The following is a 22275-nucleotide window of genomic DNA, read 5'->3' as shown; positions in this document are numbered from 1 at the left end:
GTTATAGTGCATTAAGTGGCCAAGAAAAAGGCCTTACCCGAACGATAAGGCCAAAACACGGCAATAAATGATTACTTCATCATTTCAGATTTATTACTTCTGCCTTCACGCCAGCCACCAAGCCAGTGGCTCCTTGCATCCGTTTGTTGGTAAGGACATATATCAGACGATCGACCGTTGATACCTGCTTGGAAGCCTTTTGACTGTGCACGTTCCAAACGATCTCGCTTCTGTCTTTTCATAGAGTCGCCCTCTTTATTCCATCTTATTCAGTGCTACTTGCTATCGCAAGGATGCTTCTGTCCGTGACGTTTTTATGAAGCATCCTCTACAGCTTCGATCATGATTATTTTTTAATCAAGACATATCGCACCAATGACAATGAAATTGTGAGTCGTGCCCAAGCCTATTAGTGACAACGTCACTATGTATCTTGCTGCATGGCCTCTAATTCTTCCCATCGTTCAAAGGCTTGCTCCAATTCTTGCTCGGCTTCCGAGAGTCTTGTGAGCTTTGGCTGAGTAACCTCCTGACTTTTAGAGAAAAATTCAGGATCATTCATTTCTGTTTGTAGGCTGTCGATTTCGGCTTCTAGCGCTTCAAGCAGTGCTGGCAAGGCCTCAAGCTCTCGTTGCAATTTATAAGATAACTTACGAGGCTTACCTTTAGGTTTTGCCGTCTTTTGTTCCGTATCTTGGGTGTTTTTTACACGCTTAGGATCGGACTTTGACGGTGTGACCGCTTGCAAAAATTGCTCACGCTGCTGTTGTGCATCATGGTAGCCACCTACAAACTTATTGATGGTTCCATCGCCTTCGAAAATCCAGCTATGCGTCACGGTATTATCAACAAAGTGACGGTCATGGCTAACGAGCAACAGCGTTCCTTGGAATTGCGACAGTAAGTCTTCGAGTAGCTCCAAGGTTTCAATATCAAGGTCATTGGTTGGCTCATCGAGAACCAATAAGTTAGCTGGCTTTAAAAAGAGTTTCGCCAGCAATAGCCGGTTCTTTTCACCGCCCGATAGCGCTTTGACCGGTGTTTGAGCACGTCGAGGGTGGAATAAGAAGTCTTGTAAATAGCCCATCACATGGCGTTTACGGCCGCCAACGTCAACTTCAGTCTTCCCACCCGCTAGGTTGTCGATAACGGTTTTTTCCGGGTCGAGCTTTTCTCGGTATTGGTCAAAATAGGCGACATCTAACTTGGTACCGACGTGCAAATGGCCAGTGTCAGGCTCGAGTTGCTGAAGCATGAGCTTTAATAGCGTACTTTTTCCGCACCCATTGGGACCAATCAACGCAATGCGATCGCCACGCATCACTGTAAAGCTAAACGGCTTAATTAAGGGTTGTTCTTGATAGGTGAAACTGATGTTTTCAGCCTCAAAAACAATCTTACCGGAGCGAGAAGCATCATCGAGCTGGAGATTTGCGTTACCCTGTAACTCAACCCGGTTGGCTCGCTCTTGTCGTAGCGCTTTCAGCGCACGCACTCGCCCTTCGTTACGCGTTCTTCGCGCTTTGATGCCTTGTCGAATCCACGCTTCTTCTTGTGCCAGTTTCTTATCAAACTCGGCATTTTGCTCCGCTTCAACGCGCAGGGCTTCCTCTTTGCCTTCAAGATACTTGTCGTAGTCACCGGGCCAAGAAGACAACTTGCCGCGGTCGAGATCTAAGATACGCGTTGCCATGGCTCGAATGAAAGAACGGTCGTGAGATATAAAGACAATGGCGCCTTTAAAGTCTTTTAAGAACTGTTCTAGCCACAGGATGGTCGATACATCAAGGTGGTTTGTTGGCTCATCAAGCAGCAGTACATCGGGCTCGCAGACTAATGCTCTCGCTAGTGCAGCTTTACGTTGCCAACCTCCCGAGAGCGCATTCAACGCGGTATTGCCATCTAAACCTAATGCGCCTAGCACTACCATAATCTGATTGTCGAAGCGCCACGCGTCTGCATGGTCAAGAGCCTCTTGCACGCGTGCAAGCGCGGCAATGTTGCGATCGCTAGGATCGGTTTCGATCGTCGCGATCAACTGGTGGTATTCCTTGAGCTTCGCGCCCGCCTCGGCCAACCCTTCGGCGACATAATCGAAGACAGTACCATCACTGTCGCGAGGCGGATCTTGCTCAAGACGCGAGACTTTTAATTCAGATTGGCGTTGAATCGAGCCATCATCCAGTTGAACTTGACCGTCAAGCACCTTCATCAACGTCGATTTTCCCGCACCGTTGCGTCCCACCAAACATACGCGTTCGCCCGGTTGTAAAACAAAATCCGTGTGGTCGAGTAAAGGATTATCGCCGTACGCTAACTGTGCGCCGGTAATTTTAATCAATGCCATGTTCTATTAACCAAGCCTGTAATTGTGTTGAATCAAATGGCCAGCCAAGCTCTGCCCTCACCTGTCCTTCTGACGTCAGCACAGCAATCACAGGAATAGTGACACCGTAACGCTCAAATAAATTGTCATCGAAGGCGATATCTTGGGTGTCGAGGGGTGTCTGGCACCCCAACGACTGATAGAGTTCGTAGGCTTGCTCACAGAGGTGACAGCCTTCCGTGCTGTAGAGCATTAATGCCATACTTAGACCTCTTGGTGACGAATGATCCAGCAGTTATGAATGTGAGGATTGCGCGCGAAATCTTCTGGTATCGAGCGCTTAGTTATATTTTCAACGCGTAACCCAGCTTCAGCCAGCGCGTCGGTATCCATTTTGAAATGCCGTTTGTTGTTAGAGAAAATGATCTCACCGTCTGGACGAAGCCGCTCTTTCAGTGCTAACAACACATCAACGTGATCGCGCTGAACATCAAACGTCGTGTTCATGCGTTTGGAGTTAGAAAACGTCGGTGGATCAATAAAAATCAAGTCAAACTGGCGGTCTGATTGACGGATCCACTGCAAGCAATCGGCATTTTCAAATTGATGTTGACGACCCACAATGCCGTTGAGCTTCATATTACGTTCGGCCCACGCCAAATAGGTTTTGGACATATCGACCGTGGTTGTTGAGCGAGCGCCCCCAACCGCCGCGTGGACGGATGCACTGCCGGTATAGGCAAAAAGGTTTAACACATCTTTCCCCGCGGCCTTCTGGCCAATGAGTTTGCGCGTGGGGCGATGATCGAGGAATAAGCCGGTATCGAGATAGTCGTAAAGGTTAACTTCCAAGGCAACCCCATATTCATGGACCGTCATGGTACGTTCGCCTGCCGCCAGCTTCTGATACTGGTTATTCCCTTTTTGTTTTTCGCGGGTTTTGAGGACAACTTTGTTGACGTCGATCCCGGTCACCGCGATCGATGCTCGAACCATATCCAGCAAACGACGACGCGCTTTCTCTGGTTCAATCGTCTTGGGCGCGGCATACTCTTGAATGACTAAATAGTCACGATAGCGATCAATGGCCGCTTTATAGTCCGGCAAATCCGCATCGTATAGGCGATAGCATTCTAACCCTTCTTTTTTCGCCCATTTATCTAACTTGGCCATGTTTTTACGCAAGCGATTGGCAAAGTCGGGCGCGACATCCGTGCTCCCGTGCGCCTCTTTATCCTGGTCGGATCGGAGCTTCTCGCCACGCGCGGTAATACCATATGTTTTCATTACGCAATCAATCGCGCCATTGCGTAGCTTGAACTTGTCATCCGCGCGCATACGTAAACAGCTCAGCAATTCCTCAGAACCTGAATACAGTGATACCTGATTACCGGCAAAACTCTGCTTGAGGTGATCACCGAGTTGGGTATATAGCGCAATCAAACCTGGTGTTGTGCCAAGGCGCTCACCGTAAGGAGGGTTGGAGAGAATATGACCGCCGGTAAAGTCTTCAGGTGGCGTAACCTGAGTGGCATCGGCAACGTCAAACGCAATCAGTTCGCCAACCCCAGCGCGTTTTGCATTCGCCCTCGCCGTTTCGACCACCCGCGGGTCATTATCAAAGCCAAAAAAGCGAGTTTGGCACTGACTCACGCCACGTTTTGCTTTAACGCTCGCTTCAGCTTTAATGCTCTTCCAAGCGTCACTGTCGAACCCAAGTAATGATTCAAACCCCCAACGTTTTCGTTTCAAGCCCGGAGCCACGTTCGCCGCAATCATCGCCGCTTCAATCACCAAAGTGCCTGAACCACACATCACATCCATAAACGGTTGTTCAGGCTGCCAACCACAACGTTTTACCAGTGCAGCAGCATGGGTTTCACGCAATGGCGCCGCACCAGCTTGTGTACGATATCCGCGTTGGTGCAAACCACTGCCAACCATATCGATACCCAGCACGCCCTGCTCTTTAGATAAGCGCATATGAATGCGTAAATCGGGCTGCTCGCGATCGATACTCGGTCGAGGAAAGTTCATTTTTTCAAACTTATCGACGATAGCGTCTTTTACTTTCAGCGCACCGTATTGGCTGTTGCGGATTTCACGGTTAGTCCCGTTAAAGTCGACGGCAATACGCTGGCTGGAATGAAAGTAATCCGGCCAATTGATGGCGGTGGCGCCGAGATAGAGATCCATATCATCGCGCACCGTAAACTCACTCAGTACCAACACAAAGCGAGAAGCAATACGGCTCCATAAACAACACTGATACAGGGTTGCGTCGTCGGCTTTAAACTTCACGCCTGCGTGAACTTGTTTGAGGTTGGTGGCACCGAGTTGTTCTAGCTCTTGTGCAAGCAAGTGCTCGAGGCCTCGAGCGGTTATCGCGAGATAGTGTTTCATTGGTTCTCTACACCCTTGGGGCGTCATTTATCAAATTGGCGCCGATTATACATCAAACTGAACATACTCGTGGGATTAAGCCACATCATCCACATTGATTGTTGAAATAATCACCACCAATTTGTTTCTGATAAGAATCAATCTCCCCCTACCAACTGTTTCTGTTAAGACACAAACACATCTACCCACGATCGCACCCTGTTTCTCAACGGAAACACTAGGATAAATCCCTTTCGTGGCGAGGGTTGGCGGCGAATCAACATAGCAATTGGTAAGCATTCACTATGAACAAAGCTCATGCAAACAAAGCGGTCGTGCTTTTAGCTAAACAGATTAAATCCCATCAGGCAACAATAATGCCACCCCTAACTGGTATAGACCAAAAGGTATATTTGAAAGCGTATAATATGAAAAAATAGGAAAAAAGCGGTAATAGATTGCCGCAAAAGTGGTGTCTTTTACGTCAGATTGGCCTCATGGCAGTGCGACTTTTCGAATAAATTTTGTTCAATCAGTAGATACAGATCACATTTTAATCGACAGGCTGTTCGTCATTAGAAACGAGTTTGGCCAAGGAAGCGGAGAAAATTCGTGAATGATGAACGGAGATTTTAAGGGGGGAAGCAAATAAAGCGTGGGCTGGTACCAAAAATGGTACTCAGCCCACTAACGCAAATCGACCTTTTCGGTTATTTGTTTGAGGTATGAATTGAGATAACCGGTCGTTCATTACTTTAATCGCACCACAAAACGCCAAGGTTTTATTGTCGCTAAGCTGAAAATCGGCCTCACGAGCGAGCATGCACAATGAAGCCGAGCCTGCGTTTTCTATGATTAGAAATGGCGCCCTATCTCCCGCTTGGCTTTGAAGCTCTACAACCTGACCACACTCAGGCGCTGAGAGCGGTTCAAGCTGAGGGTCAAAAAACCAACTTTTCGGCAAGATAGGTTTGTGGAAGCGATAGGCTGCCACTGCGTTCAAAGCGAGTTCGGCTCGTCGAGGAGCCGACAAATCGAGGCATGACAAGGTATCTGTCATGCTCTGAAAAAGGGATGCGTCCTCTACAGAGAATGGGGACTCAGAGAACGCATCGGGGATGAGGTGTTTGGCACTGATGGCGACGCGAAATAGCATGTCATCGCCCAAATCAAGCATTAGCGATTCCGGATATTACGAACTAATTGCTTCGCTAAACCCGGTCCCTGATAAATCAGCCCAGTGTAAACTTGTACCAGCTCAGCACCGGCAGCCATTTTTTCGCGAGCCGCCATCACCGAATCAACCCCACCGACTCCAATAATGGGTAAGGCACCCTCTAAGGCTTGGTGAAGACGGCGAATAACTTCGGTGCTCTTCAGTTGTACAGGTCGACCACTGAGACCGCCCGCTTCTTGGTAATGTGGCATACCATCAACCAGTGCGCGATCTAAGGTGGTGTTCGTGGCGATCACCCCATCAATCTGATTCCGCACTAATGTTTGCGCAACTTGCTCAATTTCCTCTTCAGTCAGATCAGGTGCTATCTTGACCGCAAGCGGCACATACTTGCCCTGCTCTTCACTCAAGCGCGCTTGTTCCGCTTTCAAGGTACTCAGCAATTCATCTAGCGCTTCACCGTATTGCAAGCTTCGCAGCCCAGGCGTGTTGGGAGACGAGATATTCACCGCAATGTAATCGGCGTATGCATATACCTTTTGCATACAAATGACATAGTCATCCGTGCCTTTCTCAATCGGCGTATCTTTATTTTTGCCGATATTGATGCCGAGGATCCCATCAAACCCTTTGGCTTTTTTAACGTTTTCAATCAGCGCATCCACACCCAGGTTATTAAAGCCCATGCGATTAATAATCCCTTCTGCATCTTTGATGCGGAACAATCGCGGCTTATCATTTCCTGGTTGTGGTCGTGGTGTCACCGTTCCGACTTCGACAAAGCCAAATCCCATCGCTCCAAACGCTTCTATGCACTCACCATTTTTATCAAGCCCTGCGGCAAGACCAACAGGGTTTTTGAAGTTGAGTCCCATAACGGTAACAGGACGAGGAGGAAGATGCTGAGAGTAGATAAAACGAAGGGGGGTCGAATGAAAACGGGAAAGCGAGCTGATCGTGACGTCGTGTGCTTTTTCTGGATCCAATTGAAAGATTGCCGGTCTGGCGAGGCGGTATAGCATTATCCCTCCTAATAAAAAAGCCCCGTTATAAACGGGGCTAGATTATTGCCTTATTACTGCTTTAATTCAAATTTAAAAGCGATAATTCGCGCAGCGCAACCGAGAATTTCGCAAATTCATGGACCGAGCCGACTTTGAACTCATCCACAATGCTGCGCCAGCGGCCCAGAATCATGTCATGCTCCTCCATCCAAGCGTCGAGTCCTACTTCTGCGTCTTGTTTCGGATCCATTTCTGAAACAATGCGCGCAGTCAGCAAACGTTGCTGCCAATCCAAATCTTCTCGGAATGAAGCACGTGCAAGCGCCTGCCAGTGGTTGTCGACCGGTTGGTTGTTGATTTGTTTCAAGAACCAATGCAGCGATAAGGTATCACCCAGCACATAGTACAAGCGTGCCACCAGCTCGAACGGTTTATCTAGCTGCTCGGATACTTGCGCCAAGTCGAGGCCCGAGAAGATGCTGGTCAAGCGGCACACTTTGCTTGCCAACTCGTCGGGTACACCCGCTTTGCGCAGTTTCTCCGCCTGATCGTCGTGCTCTTTAATCTCACTGTCGACCAAGTAGCTATCCAGGTTCGCTGCCAAGTTTTGTAACGCAGGACGATAAAACGCTACTTGCGCTTCAATGCTCTCGCCTTTGCGTTTGTTGCGAAGCATCCAGCGAGTCGCACGACGCAACATGCGACGACAACGGAACAAAATGTCGTATTGAACGGACGCGCTCACTTGGTTATCTAATGCGCGAACATCATCAAATATCTGTTCGAAACCAAAGACTTCACGAGCAATCGCGTAAGATTTAGCAATGTCACTAACACTGGCACCGGTTTCGTCTTGCATACGGGTGATAAAGTTAAAGCCCATATCATTCGACATTTGGTTCGCCAGCACAGTCGCAATGATCTCACCACGCAGTGGGTGCGACTCCATCTCTTGACGATAGTGACGTTGTAACTCTTTCGGGAAATAACCGGGGAGCAGTTGACCAAAGTGACTATCTTGTGTCACCTCATCGACCACCAGCTGCTCTTTTAACACCATTTTGCCGTACGCGACCAGCACGGCAATTTCTGGACGTGTTAAACCATTTCCACGCAAGTTACGTTCCGCGAGCGTCTCATCATCAGGCAAATACTCAAGCGCACGATCTAACTTGCCCTCTTTCTCGAGATAATGAATAAAGCGGATCTGCTCTTTGAGCAACGACGCTTGCTGGTTGTGCGTGACAGAGATAGATTCACTTTGACTGTAGGCATCTTCCAGCACAATCTCAGAAACATCATTCTCCATTTTCTCCAGCAGTTGATTACGCTTTTTCAAGGTAAGATCACCGGATGCCACCAAGCCATTCAATAGGATCTTGATGTTTACTTCGTTATCCGAGCAATCAACGCCACCCACATTGTCAATAAAGTCAGTATTAACACGACCACCTTTTAGTGCATATTCAATACGCCCTAATTGCGTCATACCGAGGTTACCGCCCTCACCGATAATGCGCGCACCTACTTCCTTACCGTTAACACGTAATCCGTCATTCGCACGATCACCCACTTCGGTATGGGTCTCGTTTGCGGCTTTCACGTACGTCCCAATCCCGCCATTCCAGAGCAGATCCACTTTGGTTTGTAGGATCTGCTTGATCAAGTCGTTCGGCGCCATGGATTGCTTGCGCGTACCCAATAGCTTTTGGATCTCTGGCGTCAAGGTGATGGATTTCGCACGACGAGAGAAAACGCCCCCGCCTTTTGAAATCAGCTTGCTGTCATAGTCTTCCCAACTAGAACGAGGCAAGTTGAATAAACGCTCACGTTCTTTCCAACTTTTTGCGGCGTCCGGATCTGGGTCAATAAAGATATGCATATGGTTAAAGGCCGCAACTAAGCGAATATGCTTAGAAAGCAACATGCCATTACCAAATACATCGCCGCCCGGCATCCCCTAACCAGAAGTTGTATTGTGCTGAGACACTGTTCGCCAAATCAGAGAAGGTTGCCGTGCCTTTATCCGCCGCAACCACCAGATAAGCGTCATCATCATCATGGCGTACCACCTCATTCGGCGGGGTCAGTTCGCCCTCGATGATGTTATCCGTAATATCCAACAGGCCTTGAATGAAAATACGGTAACAGCGTTGACCTTCTGCAAAGATCTCATCGCGACCGGTAAACTGGTGTTGGCGTTTACAGACGAATCCGCCTTTCGCGCCTACCGGCACAATCACGGTATTTTTCACCTGTTGCGCTTTAACGAGGCCAAGCACCTCGGTACGGAAGTCTTCTTGACGATCTGACCAGCGCAAACCACCCCGAGCGACTTTCCCCCCGCGCAGATGCACACCTTCCACATCGGGTGAGTATACGAAGATCTCGTAGGCTGGCACCGGTTGAGGGATCTCGGGAATGTCTGCAGGTTGCAATTTTAATGATAGATACGGCTTTTCCAGGCCATTCTCTGGATCTTTTTGGAAGAAGTTGGTGCGCAATGTCGCCAACATCATTTCCATATAACGACGGATAATCCGATCGTCATCCAGACTTTCCACTTGCTCAAGCGCGTCTTCGATCTGGGCGATCAATTTGTCTTGCGCACGCTGCGTATTCTTCGCCGCCGGATCAAACCGTTTGTTGAACAGTTGAACCAGCAAACTCGCCAGATCAGGATGGGACGCCAGCGTCTCTTCAATGTATGCCTGACTAAACGGAAAACCGACTTGTCGCATATAACGCGCATAGGCACGAAGGATAGTCACTTCACGGCCCGATAGCCCTGCATTCAAGACTAAACGGTTAAACCCATCGTTATCCAACCGTCCGTGCCAAATATCAGCGAAAGCCTGCTGGAAACGATCCCGCGCTTTCGACAAGTTGAAGGCTGAACCGGCACTGTGCAACATSGAGAAGTCGAGAATCCAATAGATGTCACCATGACTGGTTTCGACTTCATACGGCGATTCACCAATGACACGCAGACCGAGGTTTTCCAACATTGGCATTACATCGGATAAGTGGATCGGCTCGCCTTTTTGGAACAGTTTCAAGCTCACCGCATTCGAGTGATGACTCACCTCTTGTGGACGATAGAACAACATGTCCAACTTATGGTCGTCACTTAAGCCTTCCAAACGTTCAATATCAGCCACCGCAGAACCAGGCAACATCGCTTCTTTATAGGAACGAGGGAACGCGCGTAGGTAACGCTTCGCGATCGGCGTACCTCGGTTTTCGCCAAAGTTGGCAATCACCGCTTCTTGTAAACGGTCATCCCATGATGAAGCCGCTTCGGTAAGGTTTTGCTCAATCTTTTTCACATCAATATCGAAGTTGTTATTATCGACCCGCACAATGTAGTGCGTGCGTGCCAATGGGCTTTCAGAGAAGAAGGTGTTGAACTCAACATCCTGATCAGAACCAAAGTACTGCTGGAAAATACGTTGCGTCTGACGACGAAATTCCGTGTTGTACCGCTCACGCGTGATATACACCATACATGAGAAGAAACGGCCAAACGGATCTCGACGGACGAACACACGCAGCATGTCACGGTCTTGCATTTGCACGACGCCCATACCGACATTACGCATCTCATCTTCGGTCGCTTGGAACAGCTCATCACGTGGATAGTTTTCGAGGATGTTCGCCAGTGCTTTCCACGAATGAGACTCTTGATAGAAGCCGCTGTTATCCAGAATGCGGCGTACTTTATTGCGTAATACCGGAATACTGGAGGTCGATTGGTTATACGCCGATGACGCATACAGCCCCGTAAAGCGATGCTCACCAATCACATTTCCCTGCGCATCAAATTTTTTGATGCCGATATAGTCAACATAGGCAGGTCGGTGCACACGGGATTTCGCATTGCTTTTGGTCAGTACCAACAGCTCTTTCTTTAATGCCGTTGCACGCGCAGACTCGGGCATTTCCGACAAGCGCACCACATTCGGAGATTTGTGCTTTTTGGCCAGACCGAGTGCATCACATTCACTGGAGGCGCGAAGCTCATAGTCCCCTTCAACGGCCACAAGGTCAAAACACTTGTAACCCATGAAGGTAAAGTTGTTTTCGGTAATCCAAGTCAGAAATTCAATCGCTTCTTGACGGCGCTCATCGTCAAACGGCAGCGCGGCCTCTTTCAGTGATTTCACCAAAGACAGCATTTGCTTGCGCATTGGCTGCCAATCATTCACGACCATCACCACATCGGTCAGCGTTTCATGGAGCTCTTTTTCCAACGCTGCCATTTCAGCATCTTCTGACATCTTATCGATTTCGATGTGGAAAGTGCTTTGGAATTGGCCATTCTCACCGCTGATCTCAACCACATCACCTTGTTGGTTTTTCAACGCTTTCACGGGCGTGTTTAGCATCAGGTGTGTCGTGATCCCCAATCGATTGAGGGCCATACGGACGGAATCTACCAAAAACGGCGCATCCGGGGCGAGGATTTCGACAATGGTATGGGTTGATTGCCAACCGTTACCACTGAGACTGGGATTAAAGACCTTAACGAATATTTTATCTTGTTCGAATGTGTTGAGGTGATGCCACATGCTCATCACGGCACCATAGAGATCTGATTCATTGCGTTCCTGCAAATCATTATCAGAAATTTGACCCAATATCCTTTTGGCTAATGCATCGACGAGTGGCTGTTGAGTATCATCCAGTTTATCGGCAATCAGTTGATAAACTTTCTCAAGTAACACCGGTACTATAGGGTCACGCGAGGTCATTCTGGAACTCCGTAGTCCTTTTTTAGACGTTATCTTTGTAGTAAGTATTAGAGGTAAACATTGCGTTAACATACGCACTGCCTAGTGTAAGGCTTGCTACACAAAAACGTTATATCTAAACAGCTGGATTTATACGAATTTCGCGAGAATGTGACTGGTGTAGCTATTTCCTTTGCTACGTTTGGTTAGGCGATGCGCTCGAGAGAGCGAAAGCGATTCTCCTCATCGGTGGTAAGTTTAAAACGGCCTCGTATACCGAGTTGTGAGAGATAAGGACGAAAGCGTGCGGCGGGAATTTGCAAGCGTAATCCCTTATCGGTAGTGACCACCACACTCGACGCGGCGCCACTGTAATAGAGCTGATACTCTGAATAGGAAATATTGACGTTAAAACGATAATCCATCGTGTTGATACTCAGTCATTTTTTCTCTGCACAGGGTAACAAAAAAGCCGCCCAAATTGGACGGCTTGATGATCATTGGGTCACGATTAGCTCGCCCTATTGTTCGAGCGTTTTTTGCACTTTCTCGTACAAATCGTTAGCCAAGTTATCCATGTCAGCCAACTCTTGTAGTACTTGGCGCATATGCTGCTGACGTTCAGTGTCGTAATACGCCAGTTTAAGCAATGGATCGATTAAACGAGAAGCCACTTGCGGGTTCGATTCGTTTAACGTTACCAAGATCTCTTTCAAGAATCGGTAGCCACTCCCATCTTTGGCGTGGAAGTGCGCAGGGTTACGCGAACAAAAGGCACCAATCAAACTACGGGTTCGGTTTGGATTCTTAAGGCTAAATGCCGGATGAGCCATTTGTGCTTTCACCCCTTCCAAGGCATTTTCTGCCGGATTTATACCTTGCAGCACAAACCACTTATCCATCACTAGCCCGTCATGCTGCCACTGGTCGCTAAAGTGCTTCATCAAGGACTCGCGGCATGGCAGTTGCGCGGCGTTGGCCGCATGCAGTGCTGCCATTGTATCGGTCATGTTGTTGGCATTACGGTATTGTGCTTCGACCCAATCATTGCCGTTTTCAGTATGTGCAAGATAGCTTAAACACGTGTTGCGTAAGTCACGCTCACCAATCGCTTTATGGCTGATTTCATATGACGCTTGCATATATTGGCGATAAACCGTTTCCAGCTCATCAACCATTTCATCCGCGAATTGCTGTTTGAAAGCCGCCATGACCATGTGAATCGCATCCACATCTACAACCTCAAACCAGCCCGCCACTTCGTTTTCAGAAGGTAACTTGAGCACTTCTGCAATCAATGCCGGTTCAGTGTTTTCGCTCAGTAGTACTCCACGGAAGGCATCAACCACTGACGCTGGGATCACTATCTTTTCATCATTTTGTACGCGTGCCACATTGGCCTTGATGTGTTTTGCCAGCAAGCTTTGTCCGGCATCCCAACGAGCAAAATCATTGCGCGCGTATTGCAGCAAGAAGGTTAGGTYTTGATCTTGGTAATCATACTCAAGCTTCACCGGTGCCGAGAACTCGCGTAGTAACGAAATCACTGGCTGCTCATCCACCGCATCAAAAATAAAGGTTTGCTCTGCTTCAGTCACCGCCAAAATATGGTGTACAGGCTCTCCGTGACGCTGTAACTCAATAACACTGCCATCTGAACGATATAGTTCAATATCGAGCGGAATATACAATGGTAGTTTTTCCGCTTGATCGGCCGTTGCTGGCGTATGTTGCTTCACATGCAATGCCAGTTGTTTAGTGGCATCGTCATAGGTTGAAGATACATTGAGAACCGGCGTGCCCGACTGACTGTACCAGCGTCGGAATTGGGTTAAATCAATCCCTGAGGCATCTTCCATTGCTTGCACAAAGTCATCGCACGTTGCAGCGGTGCCATCATGGCGTTCAAAGTAGAGCTTCACGCCTTTTTGGAACCCTTCTTCGCCAAGAATGGTGTGCATCATGCGGATCACTTCACTGCCCTTTTCATATACGGTAAGGGTGTAGAAGTTATTCATTTCGATCACTTTTTCCGGGCGGATCGGATGCGACATCGGGCTTGCATCTTCAGCAAATTGAGGCCCGCGCATAACGCGAACATTTTCAATACGGTTGACCGAGCGGGAGCCCAAGTCAGACGAAAACTCCTGATCGCGGAAAACCGTTAACCCTTCTTTCAGGCTCAGCTGAAACCAATCACGACAGGTGACTCGGTTCCCCGTCCAGTTATGGAAGTATTCATGACCAATAACCGCCTCAATCCCCAAATAGTCGGCATCGGTTGCCGTCTCTGCATTGGCAAGCACATACTTGGAGTTAAAGATATTTAGGCCTTTGTTCTCCATGGCACCCATGTTGAAGAAATCAACGGCCACGATCATGTAGATATCAAGGTCATACTCAAGATCGAAGCGTGCCTCATCCCATTTCATCGCATTCTTAAGCGAAACCATGGCGTGATCGGCGCGAWCTAAGTTGCCTTTATCCACGAAAATTTCGAGGGCCACTTCACGGCCTGAACGTGTCACAAAGCTGTCACGCAACACATCAAAATCACCAGCAACTAGCGCAAACAGATAGCTTGGCTTTGCATACGGGTCATGCCACTCAACCCAATGACGACCGTTATCCAACTCGCCCGACGCAATTTTGTTACCGTTACTCAGCAAGTATGGATAAGACGCTTTATCCGCAATCACCTTGGTGGTGAAACGTGCCAATACATCCGGGCGATCGAGATAGTAAGTAATACGGCGGAAGCCYTCTGCTTCACACTGCGTGCAATACGCACCGCCTGATATATACAAACCTTCAAGGGCCGAATTATTTTCTGGATCGATCTCGGTTTGGATCGTGAGTGTGAACGCCGCAGGCACATCACGGATGATGAGTTTGCCTGACTCTTCACTGTAGGCCGTCCATGCATCGCCATTGATGTCGATACGCACTAACTTTAGGTTTTCGCCATCCAGTTCAATGTCAGTCGCATTGTCATTTAAACGCTTCACTTGGCTCACGGCCGTTACCAAGGTTGCGTTTGGCTCAAGATCAAACTCTAGGTTTAGGTCAGTGATGGTAAAATCAGGGGCGCGATAATCTTTACGATATTTCGCAGTGGGTTGTTGAGACATGTTGAATCCTTATTATTGGGTGTACCTCAGCCAACAAATCGTGTCAGTGACTGCCTGACGCCAACCTTGGCGAGCAGCGTGCTATACCATACCGCGCTCGCAAAAAGATGACTATAGGTTTAACACTTTGTTATCAATTGTTTGCGTATGCGATGTGTAAAAAACGCCTCACAAACTGTCAATATGACGATAAAACCTCTCAAATTGGCGAATTGTGCAGCATATTGTCAACGCAGGCTGCCAATCCGGCAGGAAATATAATGTGACGACGGTTAAATTTTACAGAAATTGCGGTACTATGACGCCAATTTCGTTTTGTAACACGTAAGGCGTTCCACACGCATGCACAATCCGATCATCACTTCACTGCTGGATACGGACGCATACAAGCTGAATATGCAGCAAGCCGTCTTTCATCACTATCGTGACGTTCACGTCACCGCGGACTTCTATTGTCGGAGTGATGAGAATTTGACTCCGCTAAAAGACGCGGTGATAGCGCAAGTGAACGCGCTAGGCTTACTGCGCTTTACTGAGCAGGAGTTAAATTATCTGGCCTCGCTCGAGCTCTATCAAGCAGATTTTCTCTCATACCTGAAGCACTTTCAGCTTCGCCCAGAGCAAGTCACTGTCACTATCGAAGAAGGACAGCTGGCGATTCATATTGCTGGTCCGTGGTGCGAAGTGATTCTCTGGGAAGTGCCATTACTCGCGATTATCTGTGAGTTACGGAATCGCATCTGCTACCCCACGTTCGGGGTGGAGCACGCATTGGCGCGACTTGAGGAGAAACTGAATCATTTACCCGAAGACGGCTTTGCCGATGACTTTCAATTGGTCGACTTCGGCACACGTCGCCGCTTCTCGCGTGATGTGCACTATGCCATCGTTAAACGCCTGAAAGCCGCTTATCCCCCGCTAAAAGGCACCTCCAATGTTTGGTTAGCGAAAGAGCTTGGCCTGCCTCCAGTTGGTACCCAAGCTCATGAGTGGTTTCAAGCGCATCAGCAGCTGGCGGGAGCGTTGGCCGATTCACAACAGCTCGCGCTACGTGTTTGGTTAAAGGAATATCCAAACAGTCTGGGCATCGCCCTGACCGATTGCATCAATATGGATGCTTTCCTTCGTGATTTTGACAGCGAACTCTCGCAAGCCTTTACCGGCCTGCGTCATGACAGTGGCGACCCCATCGCTTGGGGAGAAAAAGCCATTGCCCACTACCAGCATCATGATATCGACCCTGACTCTAAGACGTTGGTCTTCTCTGACAGCCTCACGCTGGCCAAGGCTATTCATATCTATCGCCATTTTTCAGGGCGGGTGCAAACATCGTTTGGAATTGGTACCCAATTAACCTGTGATCTACCCGACGTGAAAACCCTCAACGTGGTGATCAAACTCACTAGCTGCCAAGGCAAACCCGTCGCCAAAATCTCCGATGAGCCAAACAAAGCAATTTGTAAAGACGAGGCGCATTTGAGTGCGCTGAAAGCCGCATTTAGACTGATTGATTAAAAGAATCAGGTACAAAAATGCCCGCTGTGATGCGGGCATTTTTTTCAGCGCGTGATGGCTTATTGTCTTGTTTGGCGCACTATTGCCGTTCCAGAATCGCTTCCATCCCAAACACATCATTGGTTAACCGCAAGGTATCTGCCGCCAGTTGGAATTGCGATGAGTGCCGGCCGTTACGGTAGATCAACATCAGGTTGTCGCCTTCCACCAAATAGACCCCGCGATGAGTGACTGAGCTCCCATCATCCCCGCGCACCTGCATCGCGAATAAGAAGTCAGGCCGTAATTGCAGCGATACTCCGTCAACGTGTTCACTCACATCTTCGCCTGAGATGCTATGAGAACGCCACAAACCGCTTAAATCTTCTGGCAGAAGCTTGGTAAAGACCGCACCTTGCAGTTGCAATTGGTTATGATTGAGCTGATAGGCATGCCGCTGCTCGATGCCTTCATTATCGTACAGGCGTAATATGTTCTCGTTGATGTCGTACTGCCCAGCAGCGGTTTCGAGTTGTCCATCATGACGCAACAAATCGATACGAAACTCGTAATTGGAATTAAAAGACAGATTAATCGCTTTGTAAGGATGTGGGGCTTGCTCAACGGGCATGTCGCTAAACCAATACCAATCTCCCAGCAGTAATGGGAAATCCACGCGAGAGAGCTCTTCGCTACGAACCGGAAGCGACACGATGATCGCTAACATACACCCAAGTAAGAGACGCATAACTCACCCCACTGACCGTTATTCCTATCAATAAGGTTAGACGCAGATCTCAAAATGCTACAATTTTTTGATATTGATCTCGTTTTATCGGTTCATCAATATCGGCACGTCATCTCCATGTCATAAAAAAAGCCTAGGCAATTGCCTAGGCTTGTCGCGACACCAACCGAGGATGATCAACGGTTAGCGATTAGGGAGGCAAGATCATTGGTAATGCTCGCCGCTTCCTCTAAGTAGGCGTCCGGCTCTTCGTAATCCTTCGGCACATCCTCAAGCGATTTAAACGGCAGTTCGCCCATGGCTTTTTGACGTACATTTAGGCGCGCCAAACGTTCTTTATCCTCGCGATCCATTTCCTGCCGACGCACTTTCTCATTCAAGGAAATACTGTTTTTATCTTTTTCCTGCTGATAAAGCGCAATGTCTTCGCGGATAAAACCAAACTCACGGTCTGAAGCAATACGGGTTTGATGGCGCTTGGTCAACGCATCAATCACGTCATCAGGCAGCTTCATTGCCGAGTATTCCGCAGGGGCAATTTGATCCCATGGCAACGCATTGTCTTCCATGCTCTCACCAGTTTCATCGGGGGATACCGGCGATGGAAACGCAATGTCGGGTACCACGCCTTTATTTTGGGTACTGCCACCACTGATGCGATAGAATTTTTGAATGGTATATTGCACGTAACCTAAAGGCTTTTCGAACAAATCATAAATATGATTTAGCGAGCGGTGTTGCTGCACTGTACCTTTACCGAATGACTGTTCGCCAAGCACAATCGCACGGTGGTAATCTTGCATGGCCGCGGCAAAAATCTCTGACGCCGACGCACTGTAACGGTTAATCAGTACCGTCATCGGCCCGTTGTAGAAACTCTTGCCATCACTGTCATTATTGACCTTAACTCGACCGTAGCTATCGCGCACTTGCACAATAGGACCTTTGTCGATGAACAAGCCACTCAACGCTGTTGCTTCACTCAAAGCGCCGCCACCGTTATTACGCAAGTCCACCACGATACCACTGACATTTTGCGCAGTGAGCGCTGCCAACTCTTTCTTGGTATCTTCAGCCAAGCCGACATAAAAGCCCGGTACCGTCAGCACCCCTACTTTTTGATCGCCACGTTCAATCACGTCGGATTTGACCGCGCGGTCTTCTAAGCGGATTTTGTCACGGGTAATAGTGACGCTGTAACTTTTAGCGTTGGCGCCTTCAGGCAAAATCTGTAGCCGGACCTCGCTTCCCTTCGGTCCTTTGATCAGCTCGACGACATCGTCGAGTCGCCAGCCAATCACATCCACCATCGCCTCGTCTTCTTGACCGACACCGATAATGCGATCTCCGGGCGATAACTGTTTAGACTTAGAGGCAGGGCCACCGGCCACCAGCGAGCGAATCACTGTATATTCATCTTTCACCTGCAACACCGCACCAATCCCTTCGAGTGACAGGTTCATCTCAGATTGGAACTGCTCAGCATTACGTGGAGAGAGATAGCTAGTGTGCGGGTCCACTTCTCTCGCAAAGGCGTTCATGTAGACTTGAAACACATCTTCACTGTGACTTTGAGTGAGACGCTTCAATGCGCTGTTATAGCGCTTACCTAGAGTTTCGCGAATATCGTCATCGTCTTTCCCCGTAAGACGGAGATTCAACGCATCATTTTTAATCCGCTTATCCCAAATCGCATCGAGTTCTTGCTCATTGGCCGCCCAAGGCAGTTCGGTGCGATCGAGGACCATTGACTCGTCTTTAGAGAAATCAAACGGCTTATCGAGAACCTCGAGTGCGTATTGGTATCGCTCAAAGCGCTTTTTGAGCACCAAATTGTAGATTTCGTAGGCCGCGTCGGTTTCCCCATCTTTGAGCTGATCGTCCAGCCGGTCTTTCCAACGCGATAAGGTATCGACATCGCTCTGGGTTAAAAAGACACGGTTGTAATCTAACGTCTCGAGATAACGCTCAAAGATCCCGGCCGAGAAAGCATCGTCAAGAGAAAACTGCTTGTAATGCGAGCGAGTAAAGCGCGAGGTGACACGCTTTGAAGCGGTTTTGTGTTGGGGTTCAGCGGAAAGTGTTGGCAAATCACTGAGTTGAAAGTTGGCCTCTACGGCCTGGGCAGACGCTGCCAGCATCAAGCTGGCAGCGATAGCCGAAAAGCGGCGTCGACAAAACATGCGTCGAGGAGTCTCCTTTAGGCGCTGAGGTGCTCCGCTTTCACTAACATGGTCAAACCGTTAGTAAGACGAACACGCACCTCATCCTTGTTAATTTCAACAATGGTCGCTGGCAGATTACCATTGCCCATGTTCACATTTACGTCTTTTCCTACGACAACGTCGCTGGCGCTGAGTTCGCGACGTGGCTCTTTAGCTTTCTTAGTCATTTTAGCTGGCTTTGGTTTACTCGTACGAGCTTTTGCCGTTTGAGCTGCCGCTTTTTTGCCTTTGGCTGGCGTTTTGCCTTGACCGTCTGCTTTTTTCGCTTGTTGCTTACGACGTTCCGCCGCACGCGCTTTGCTTTCAGCAAGAGTTTGAGCCGCGTGATCAATATGCTCTTGTTCTAGCTCGCCACACGCGTTGCCATCAAGATCGACGCGTGACGCACCCGGTTTCACGCTGTGCAGATAACGCCAGGAAGACGTGTACTGGCGAAGCGCGGCTCGCAATTGAGTTTTGCTTACCTTAGGGTCATCATTCAAGCGTTCTGCAAGATCTTGAAAAATGCCAATTTTTAGTGGCTTGGCTTCGCCTTCAACAGTAAAACATTTAGGGAAACGTTCAGCAATGTAGGCAATGACTTCTTTGCTGTTCGCGAGCTTTTCAGTATTTTCCATGTTTTTTCCTGGCCTGCTGTAGTCAAGCTGCAGCAGAATATCTACGTGTATTTAAGTATGAAAGTGGTGCGTATTATAGATACCTGATATTAAAAAACTACCGAGATTGACGAAATTACAGGTGTTTTTGCATTTCTTTGACCAAGGTAGTCAGGCCCTGTTCATCTTCTTGGTCAAAACGACCCACGGTTGGGCTATCAATATCAAGCACAGCTTGGAGTTGGTTGTCGATTCTAACCGGGACGACAAGTTCAGCGTTACTGGCGGCATCACAGGCTATATGCCCCTCAAATGCGTGTACGTCTTCAATCCGCATGACTTTATCTTGGCTAAAGGCGGCGCCGCAAACCCCTTTTTCAAACGGGATCCGAACGCACGCCGGCAGCCCCTGAAATGGTCCCAACACCAACTCTTTGCCATCACTCAAGTAAAAACCCACCCAGTTAATGTCTTCAAGTTGGCTATTCAGTAATGCGCTCACGTTCGCCAGTTTTGCAATCAAACTTGGCTCGCCCTCACATAAAGCAACCGCTTGTTGGGTTAACAGACGGTAAAAATCAGCTTTGTTTTCCATAAATCACTGCATCTCAAACAACAAGACCATTACAATAGAAATAATCCAAAGACATTTCAATTGAGTATCTTGATTTATGATTACTTGGCGCTGGCTTCTTGACCAAGCCCGACCTCATCGTACCCGCCTGATTTGGGCCAATATTGTGGCAATAGCCGCCACCCTGATCAGCGTGCCCATTCCCTTACTGATGCCTTTACTGGTCGATGAAGTGCTGCTCGATAAACCCGATTGGGGGCTCGCGGTGCTAAACCACGTATTGCCACAAGCTTGGCAGCATGCCGCTTTTTATATCGCGGCGGTGCTTGTCATTGTGGTGTTGATGCGTGCCACCAGCCAAGCGCTTAACATCCTTCAAAGCCGTCAGTTCACCCTGGTCGGCAAAGCCATTACCTATAAAATTCGTCAACACCTGATTGCGAAATTAGGCCGTGTGAGCATGCAAGAGTATGAACTGCGCGGCAGTGGCGGGTTAACGTCTCATTTGGTGACCGATGTCGAAACCATTGATAAATTTATTGGTACTACGCTGAGTAAGTTTATTATCGGCATTCTCACCGTAATGGGCACCGCGGTGGTGCTTTTGTGGCTGGATTGGCGGTTAGGGCTTTTTATTTTGCTCATCAACCCGATCGTAGTTGCCTTAAGTCGCGCTCTAGGCCAACGGGTTAAACATCTTAAAAAACGAGAAAACCAAGCGTTTGAACGTTTCCAGCAACGTCTCGTCGATACACTCGATGGGCTTTACCAACTCCGCGCCGCCAACCGAGAGCGTGAATACCTTCACCAATTGGATCAAAGTGCAGGCGATATTAAAGTCAGTGCCGATAAATATGCTTGGCAGTCAGAGGCCGCGGGACGCTTATCATTTTTGATGTTTTTGATTGGCTTTGAACTTTTCCGCGCTGTCGCGATGGGCATGGTCTTTTTTAGTGATCTGACCATTGGCCAAATGTTTGCTGTGTTCGGCTATCTTTGGTTTATGTTGGGCCCGGTTCAGGAACTGTTAGGGATCCAGTTTGCATGGTATAGCGCTAAAGCAGCCATGAATCGAGTCAACGATGTGTTGAGTTTGCAAGAAGAGGCACGCCGTCCTGACGGCCAAAATCCAAGTGATAGCGACAATACAGCGTTGGATATCGAGATTGAGGATCTGCACTTCGCCTATGATGAGGATAAATCTGTTCTCAATGGCTTGAATATGCATATCCCAGCGGGACAGCGTGTCGCATTGGTCGGCGCCAGTGGTGGCGGTAAGTCAACGTTGATCCAATTGTTGCTGGGCCTTTATCCGGTTGAACGCGGCGATATCCGCTATAACGGCTATTCGATCAATCAGCTTAATTTAGCCGCGCTTCGCCAACAAATTGCGGTGGTACTACAACAACCCATGTTGTTTAACGATACCCTACGTAATAATTTGAGCTTGGGGCGAGATGTGACTGATAGCGAGCTTTGGCACGCGCTAGAACAGGCGCAACTTGGCGATGTTGTGAATAAGCTCACTCAAGGGCTCGATACACCGCTGGGACGACAAGGGATCCGTTTATCGGGCGGGCAACGTCAACGCGTCGCCATCGCGAGAATGTTGCTTGGCGACCCGAAACTGGTCATTCTAGATGAAGCTACATCGGCATTGGATACCGCAACAGAGCGGGCATTGCACCAAGCGATGCATACCTTCTTAGCCGGTCGCACCACCCTGATTGTCGCGCATCGGCTCTCTGCGGTGAAAGAAGCGGATTTGATTTATGTGCTGGAGGATGGCCAAGTCACCCAAAAAGGCACCCACGGCGAGTTGGTGACCGCCCCGGGTGTTTACCAAACGCTTTATGGCACCATTCAACAGGCAGCAGGGAAATAG

Annotated in this window: 14 protein-coding genes and 1 pseudogene; 2 read left to right on the top strand and 13 right to left on the bottom strand. The window is 48.7% G+C overall.

Translation table 11 applies throughout. The features are described 5' to 3' along the window. Positions 1-71: 71 nt before the first annotated feature. From rmf to pepN, 9 genes and pseudogenes are all read right to left on the bottom strand, one after another. The gene (gene rmf, locus BZJ17_RS06225; protein WP_077456710.1) at positions 72-242 is read right to left on the bottom strand and encodes a ribosome modulation factor; all 171 of its coding nucleotides are present in this window, start codon (positions 240-242) and stop codon (positions 72-74) included. Positions 243-424: 182 nt separating this feature from the next. Beyond that, entirely contained in the window at positions 425-2347 is a 1923-nt protein-coding gene (locus BZJ17_RS06220) for an ABC transporter ATP-binding protein (protein WP_077640141.1), read from the bottom strand. Continuing rightward, a complete protein-coding gene (locus BZJ17_RS06215; RefSeq protein WP_077640140.1) occupies positions 2334-2588 on the bottom strand; it encodes a glutaredoxin family protein in 255 nt (84 codons plus the stop codon). The genes BZJ17_RS06220 and BZJ17_RS06215 overlap by 14 nt, the downstream gene beginning before the upstream one ends. Before the next feature lie 2 nt (positions 2589-2590). Continuing rightward, positions 2591-4729: a bifunctional 23S rRNA (guanine(2069)-N(7))-methyltransferase RlmK/23S rRNA (guanine(2445)-N(2))-methyltransferase RlmL gene (gene rlmKL / locus BZJ17_RS06210; protein ID WP_077640139.1), complete on the bottom strand. Its 2139-nt coding sequence runs from the start codon at positions 4727-4729 to the stop codon at positions 2591-2593. Between the two features lie 658 nt (positions 4730-5387). After that, a complete protein-coding gene (locus BZJ17_RS06205) occupies positions 5388-5885 on the bottom strand; it encodes a cell division protein ZapC (protein ID WP_077640138.1) in 498 nt (165 codons plus the stop codon). After that, complete coding sequence (pyrD, locus tag BZJ17_RS06200) at positions 5885-6907, bottom strand: quinone-dependent dihydroorotate dehydrogenase (protein WP_077640137.1); 1023 nt, start codon at positions 6905-6907, stop codon at positions 5885-5887. Before pyrD ends, BZJ17_RS06205 begins: the two co-directional genes overlap by 1 nt. Before the next feature lie 61 nt (positions 6908-6968). Further along, a pseudogene (locus BZJ17_RS06195) lies at positions 6969-11643 on the bottom strand (NAD-glutamate dehydrogenase). 185 nt (positions 11644-11828) lie between these two features. Then, on the bottom strand, positions 11829-12047 hold the full coding sequence (locus BZJ17_RS06190) for a DUF2835 domain-containing protein (RefSeq protein ID WP_069587733.1): 219 nt from the start codon (positions 12045-12047) through the stop codon (positions 11829-11831). A 96-nt stretch (positions 12048-12143) separates the two neighbouring features. After that, positions 12144-14753, bottom strand: a complete 2610-nt coding sequence (gene pepN / locus BZJ17_RS06185) for an aminopeptidase N (RefSeq protein ID WP_077640136.1) — start codon at positions 14751-14753, stop codon at positions 12144-12146. A gap of 342 nt (positions 14754-15095) precedes the next feature. On the opposite strand from pepN, the gene pncB reads away from it, so the two are divergent. Continuing rightward, positions 15096-16268 (top strand): nicotinate phosphoribosyltransferase, encoded by a 1173-nt coding sequence (gene pncB, locus BZJ17_RS06180; RefSeq protein WP_077640135.1) that lies wholly within the window; start codon positions 15096-15098, stop codon positions 16266-16268. A gap of 79 nt (positions 16269-16347) precedes the next feature. On the opposite strand, the gene BZJ17_RS06175 is transcribed toward pncB, so the two are convergent. From BZJ17_RS06175 to BZJ17_RS06160, 4 genes are all read right to left on the bottom strand, one after another. Then, on the bottom strand, positions 16348-16995 hold the full coding sequence (locus BZJ17_RS06175; RefSeq protein ID WP_077456730.1) for a hypothetical protein: 648 nt from the start codon (positions 16993-16995) through the stop codon (positions 16348-16350). 176 nt (positions 16996-17171) lie between these two features. Further along, positions 17172-19178, bottom strand: a complete 2007-nt coding sequence (gene prc / locus BZJ17_RS06170; protein WP_077640134.1) for a carboxy terminal-processing peptidase — start codon at positions 19176-19178, stop codon at positions 17172-17174. Positions 19179-19195: 17 nt separating this feature from the next. Next, positions 19196-19837, bottom strand: coding sequence for an RNA chaperone ProQ (proQ, locus tag BZJ17_RS06165; protein ID WP_069589069.1), 642 nt, complete (start codon positions 19835-19837; stop codon positions 19196-19198). A 115-nt stretch (positions 19838-19952) separates the two neighbouring features. Further along, positions 19953-20411 (bottom strand): GAF domain-containing protein, encoded by a 459-nt coding sequence (locus tag BZJ17_RS06160; RefSeq protein WP_069589071.1) that lies wholly within the window; start codon positions 20409-20411, stop codon positions 19953-19955. 76 nt (positions 20412-20487) lie between these two features. Here BZJ17_RS06160 and BZJ17_RS06155 point away from each other — a divergent pair, with 76 nt between their 5' ends. Further along, positions 20488-22275: an ABC transporter ATP-binding protein gene (locus BZJ17_RS06155; protein ID WP_069589072.1), complete on the top strand. Its 1788-nt coding sequence runs from the start codon at positions 20488-20490 to the stop codon at positions 22273-22275.

The organism is Salinivibrio sp. IB574 (assembly GCF_001996205.1).
Taxonomy (GTDB): Bacteria; Pseudomonadota; Gammaproteobacteria; order Enterobacterales; family Vibrionaceae; genus Salinivibrio; species Salinivibrio proteolyticus.
This window is presented reverse-complemented; position numbering and strand designations above follow the sequence as displayed.

What these genes read in the sequence shown, in the direction of transcription:
- BZJ17_RS06220 (WP_077640141.1), bottom strand. Translation starts at nt 2,347, where the DNA reads ATGGCATTGATTAAAATTACCGGCGCACAGTTAGCGTACGGCGATAAT.
- rmf (WP_077456710.1), bottom strand. Translation starts at nt 242, where the DNA reads ATGAAAAGACAGAAGCGAGATCGTTTGGAACGTGCACAGTCAAAAGGC.
- pyrD (WP_077640137.1), bottom strand. Translation starts at nt 6,907, where the DNA reads ATGCTATACCGCCTCGCCAGACCGGCAATCTTTCAATTGGATCCAGAA.
- BZJ17_RS06190 (WP_069587733.1), bottom strand. Translation starts at nt 12,047, where the DNA reads ATGGATTATCGTTTTAACGTCAATATTTCCTATTCAGAGTATCAGCTC.
- rlmKL (WP_077640139.1), bottom strand. Translation starts at nt 4,729, where the DNA reads ATGAAACACTATCTCGCGATAACCGCTCGAGGCCTCGAGCACTTGCTT.
- pncB (WP_077640135.1), top strand. Translation starts at nt 15,096, where the DNA reads ATGCACAATCCGATCATCACTTCACTGCTGGATACGGACGCATACAAG.
- proQ (WP_069589069.1), bottom strand. Translation starts at nt 19,837, where the DNA reads ATGGAAAATACTGAAAAGCTCGCGAACAGCAAAGAAGTCATTGCCTAC.
- BZJ17_RS06160 (WP_069589071.1), bottom strand. Translation starts at nt 20,411, where the DNA reads ATGGAAAACAAAGCTGATTTTTACCGTCTGTTAACCCAACAAGCGGTT.
- BZJ17_RS06155 (WP_069589072.1), top strand. Translation starts at nt 20,488, where the DNA reads ATGATTACTTGGCGCTGGCTTCTTGACCAAGCCCGACCTCATCGTACC.
- prc (WP_077640134.1), bottom strand. Translation starts at nt 19,178, where the DNA reads ATGTTTTGTCGACGCCGCTTTTCGGCTATCGCTGCCAGCTTGATGCTG.
- BZJ17_RS06215 (WP_077640140.1), bottom strand. Translation starts at nt 2,588, where the DNA reads ATGGCATTAATGCTCTACAGCACGGAAGGCTGTCACCTCTGTGAGCAA.
- BZJ17_RS06175 (WP_077456730.1), bottom strand. Translation starts at nt 16,995, where the DNA reads ATGCGTCTCTTACTTGGGTGTATGTTAGCGATCATCGTGTCGCTTCCG.
- BZJ17_RS06205 (WP_077640138.1), bottom strand. Translation starts at nt 5,885, where the DNA reads ATGCTTGATTTGGGCGATGACATGCTATTTCGCGTCGCCATCAGTGCC.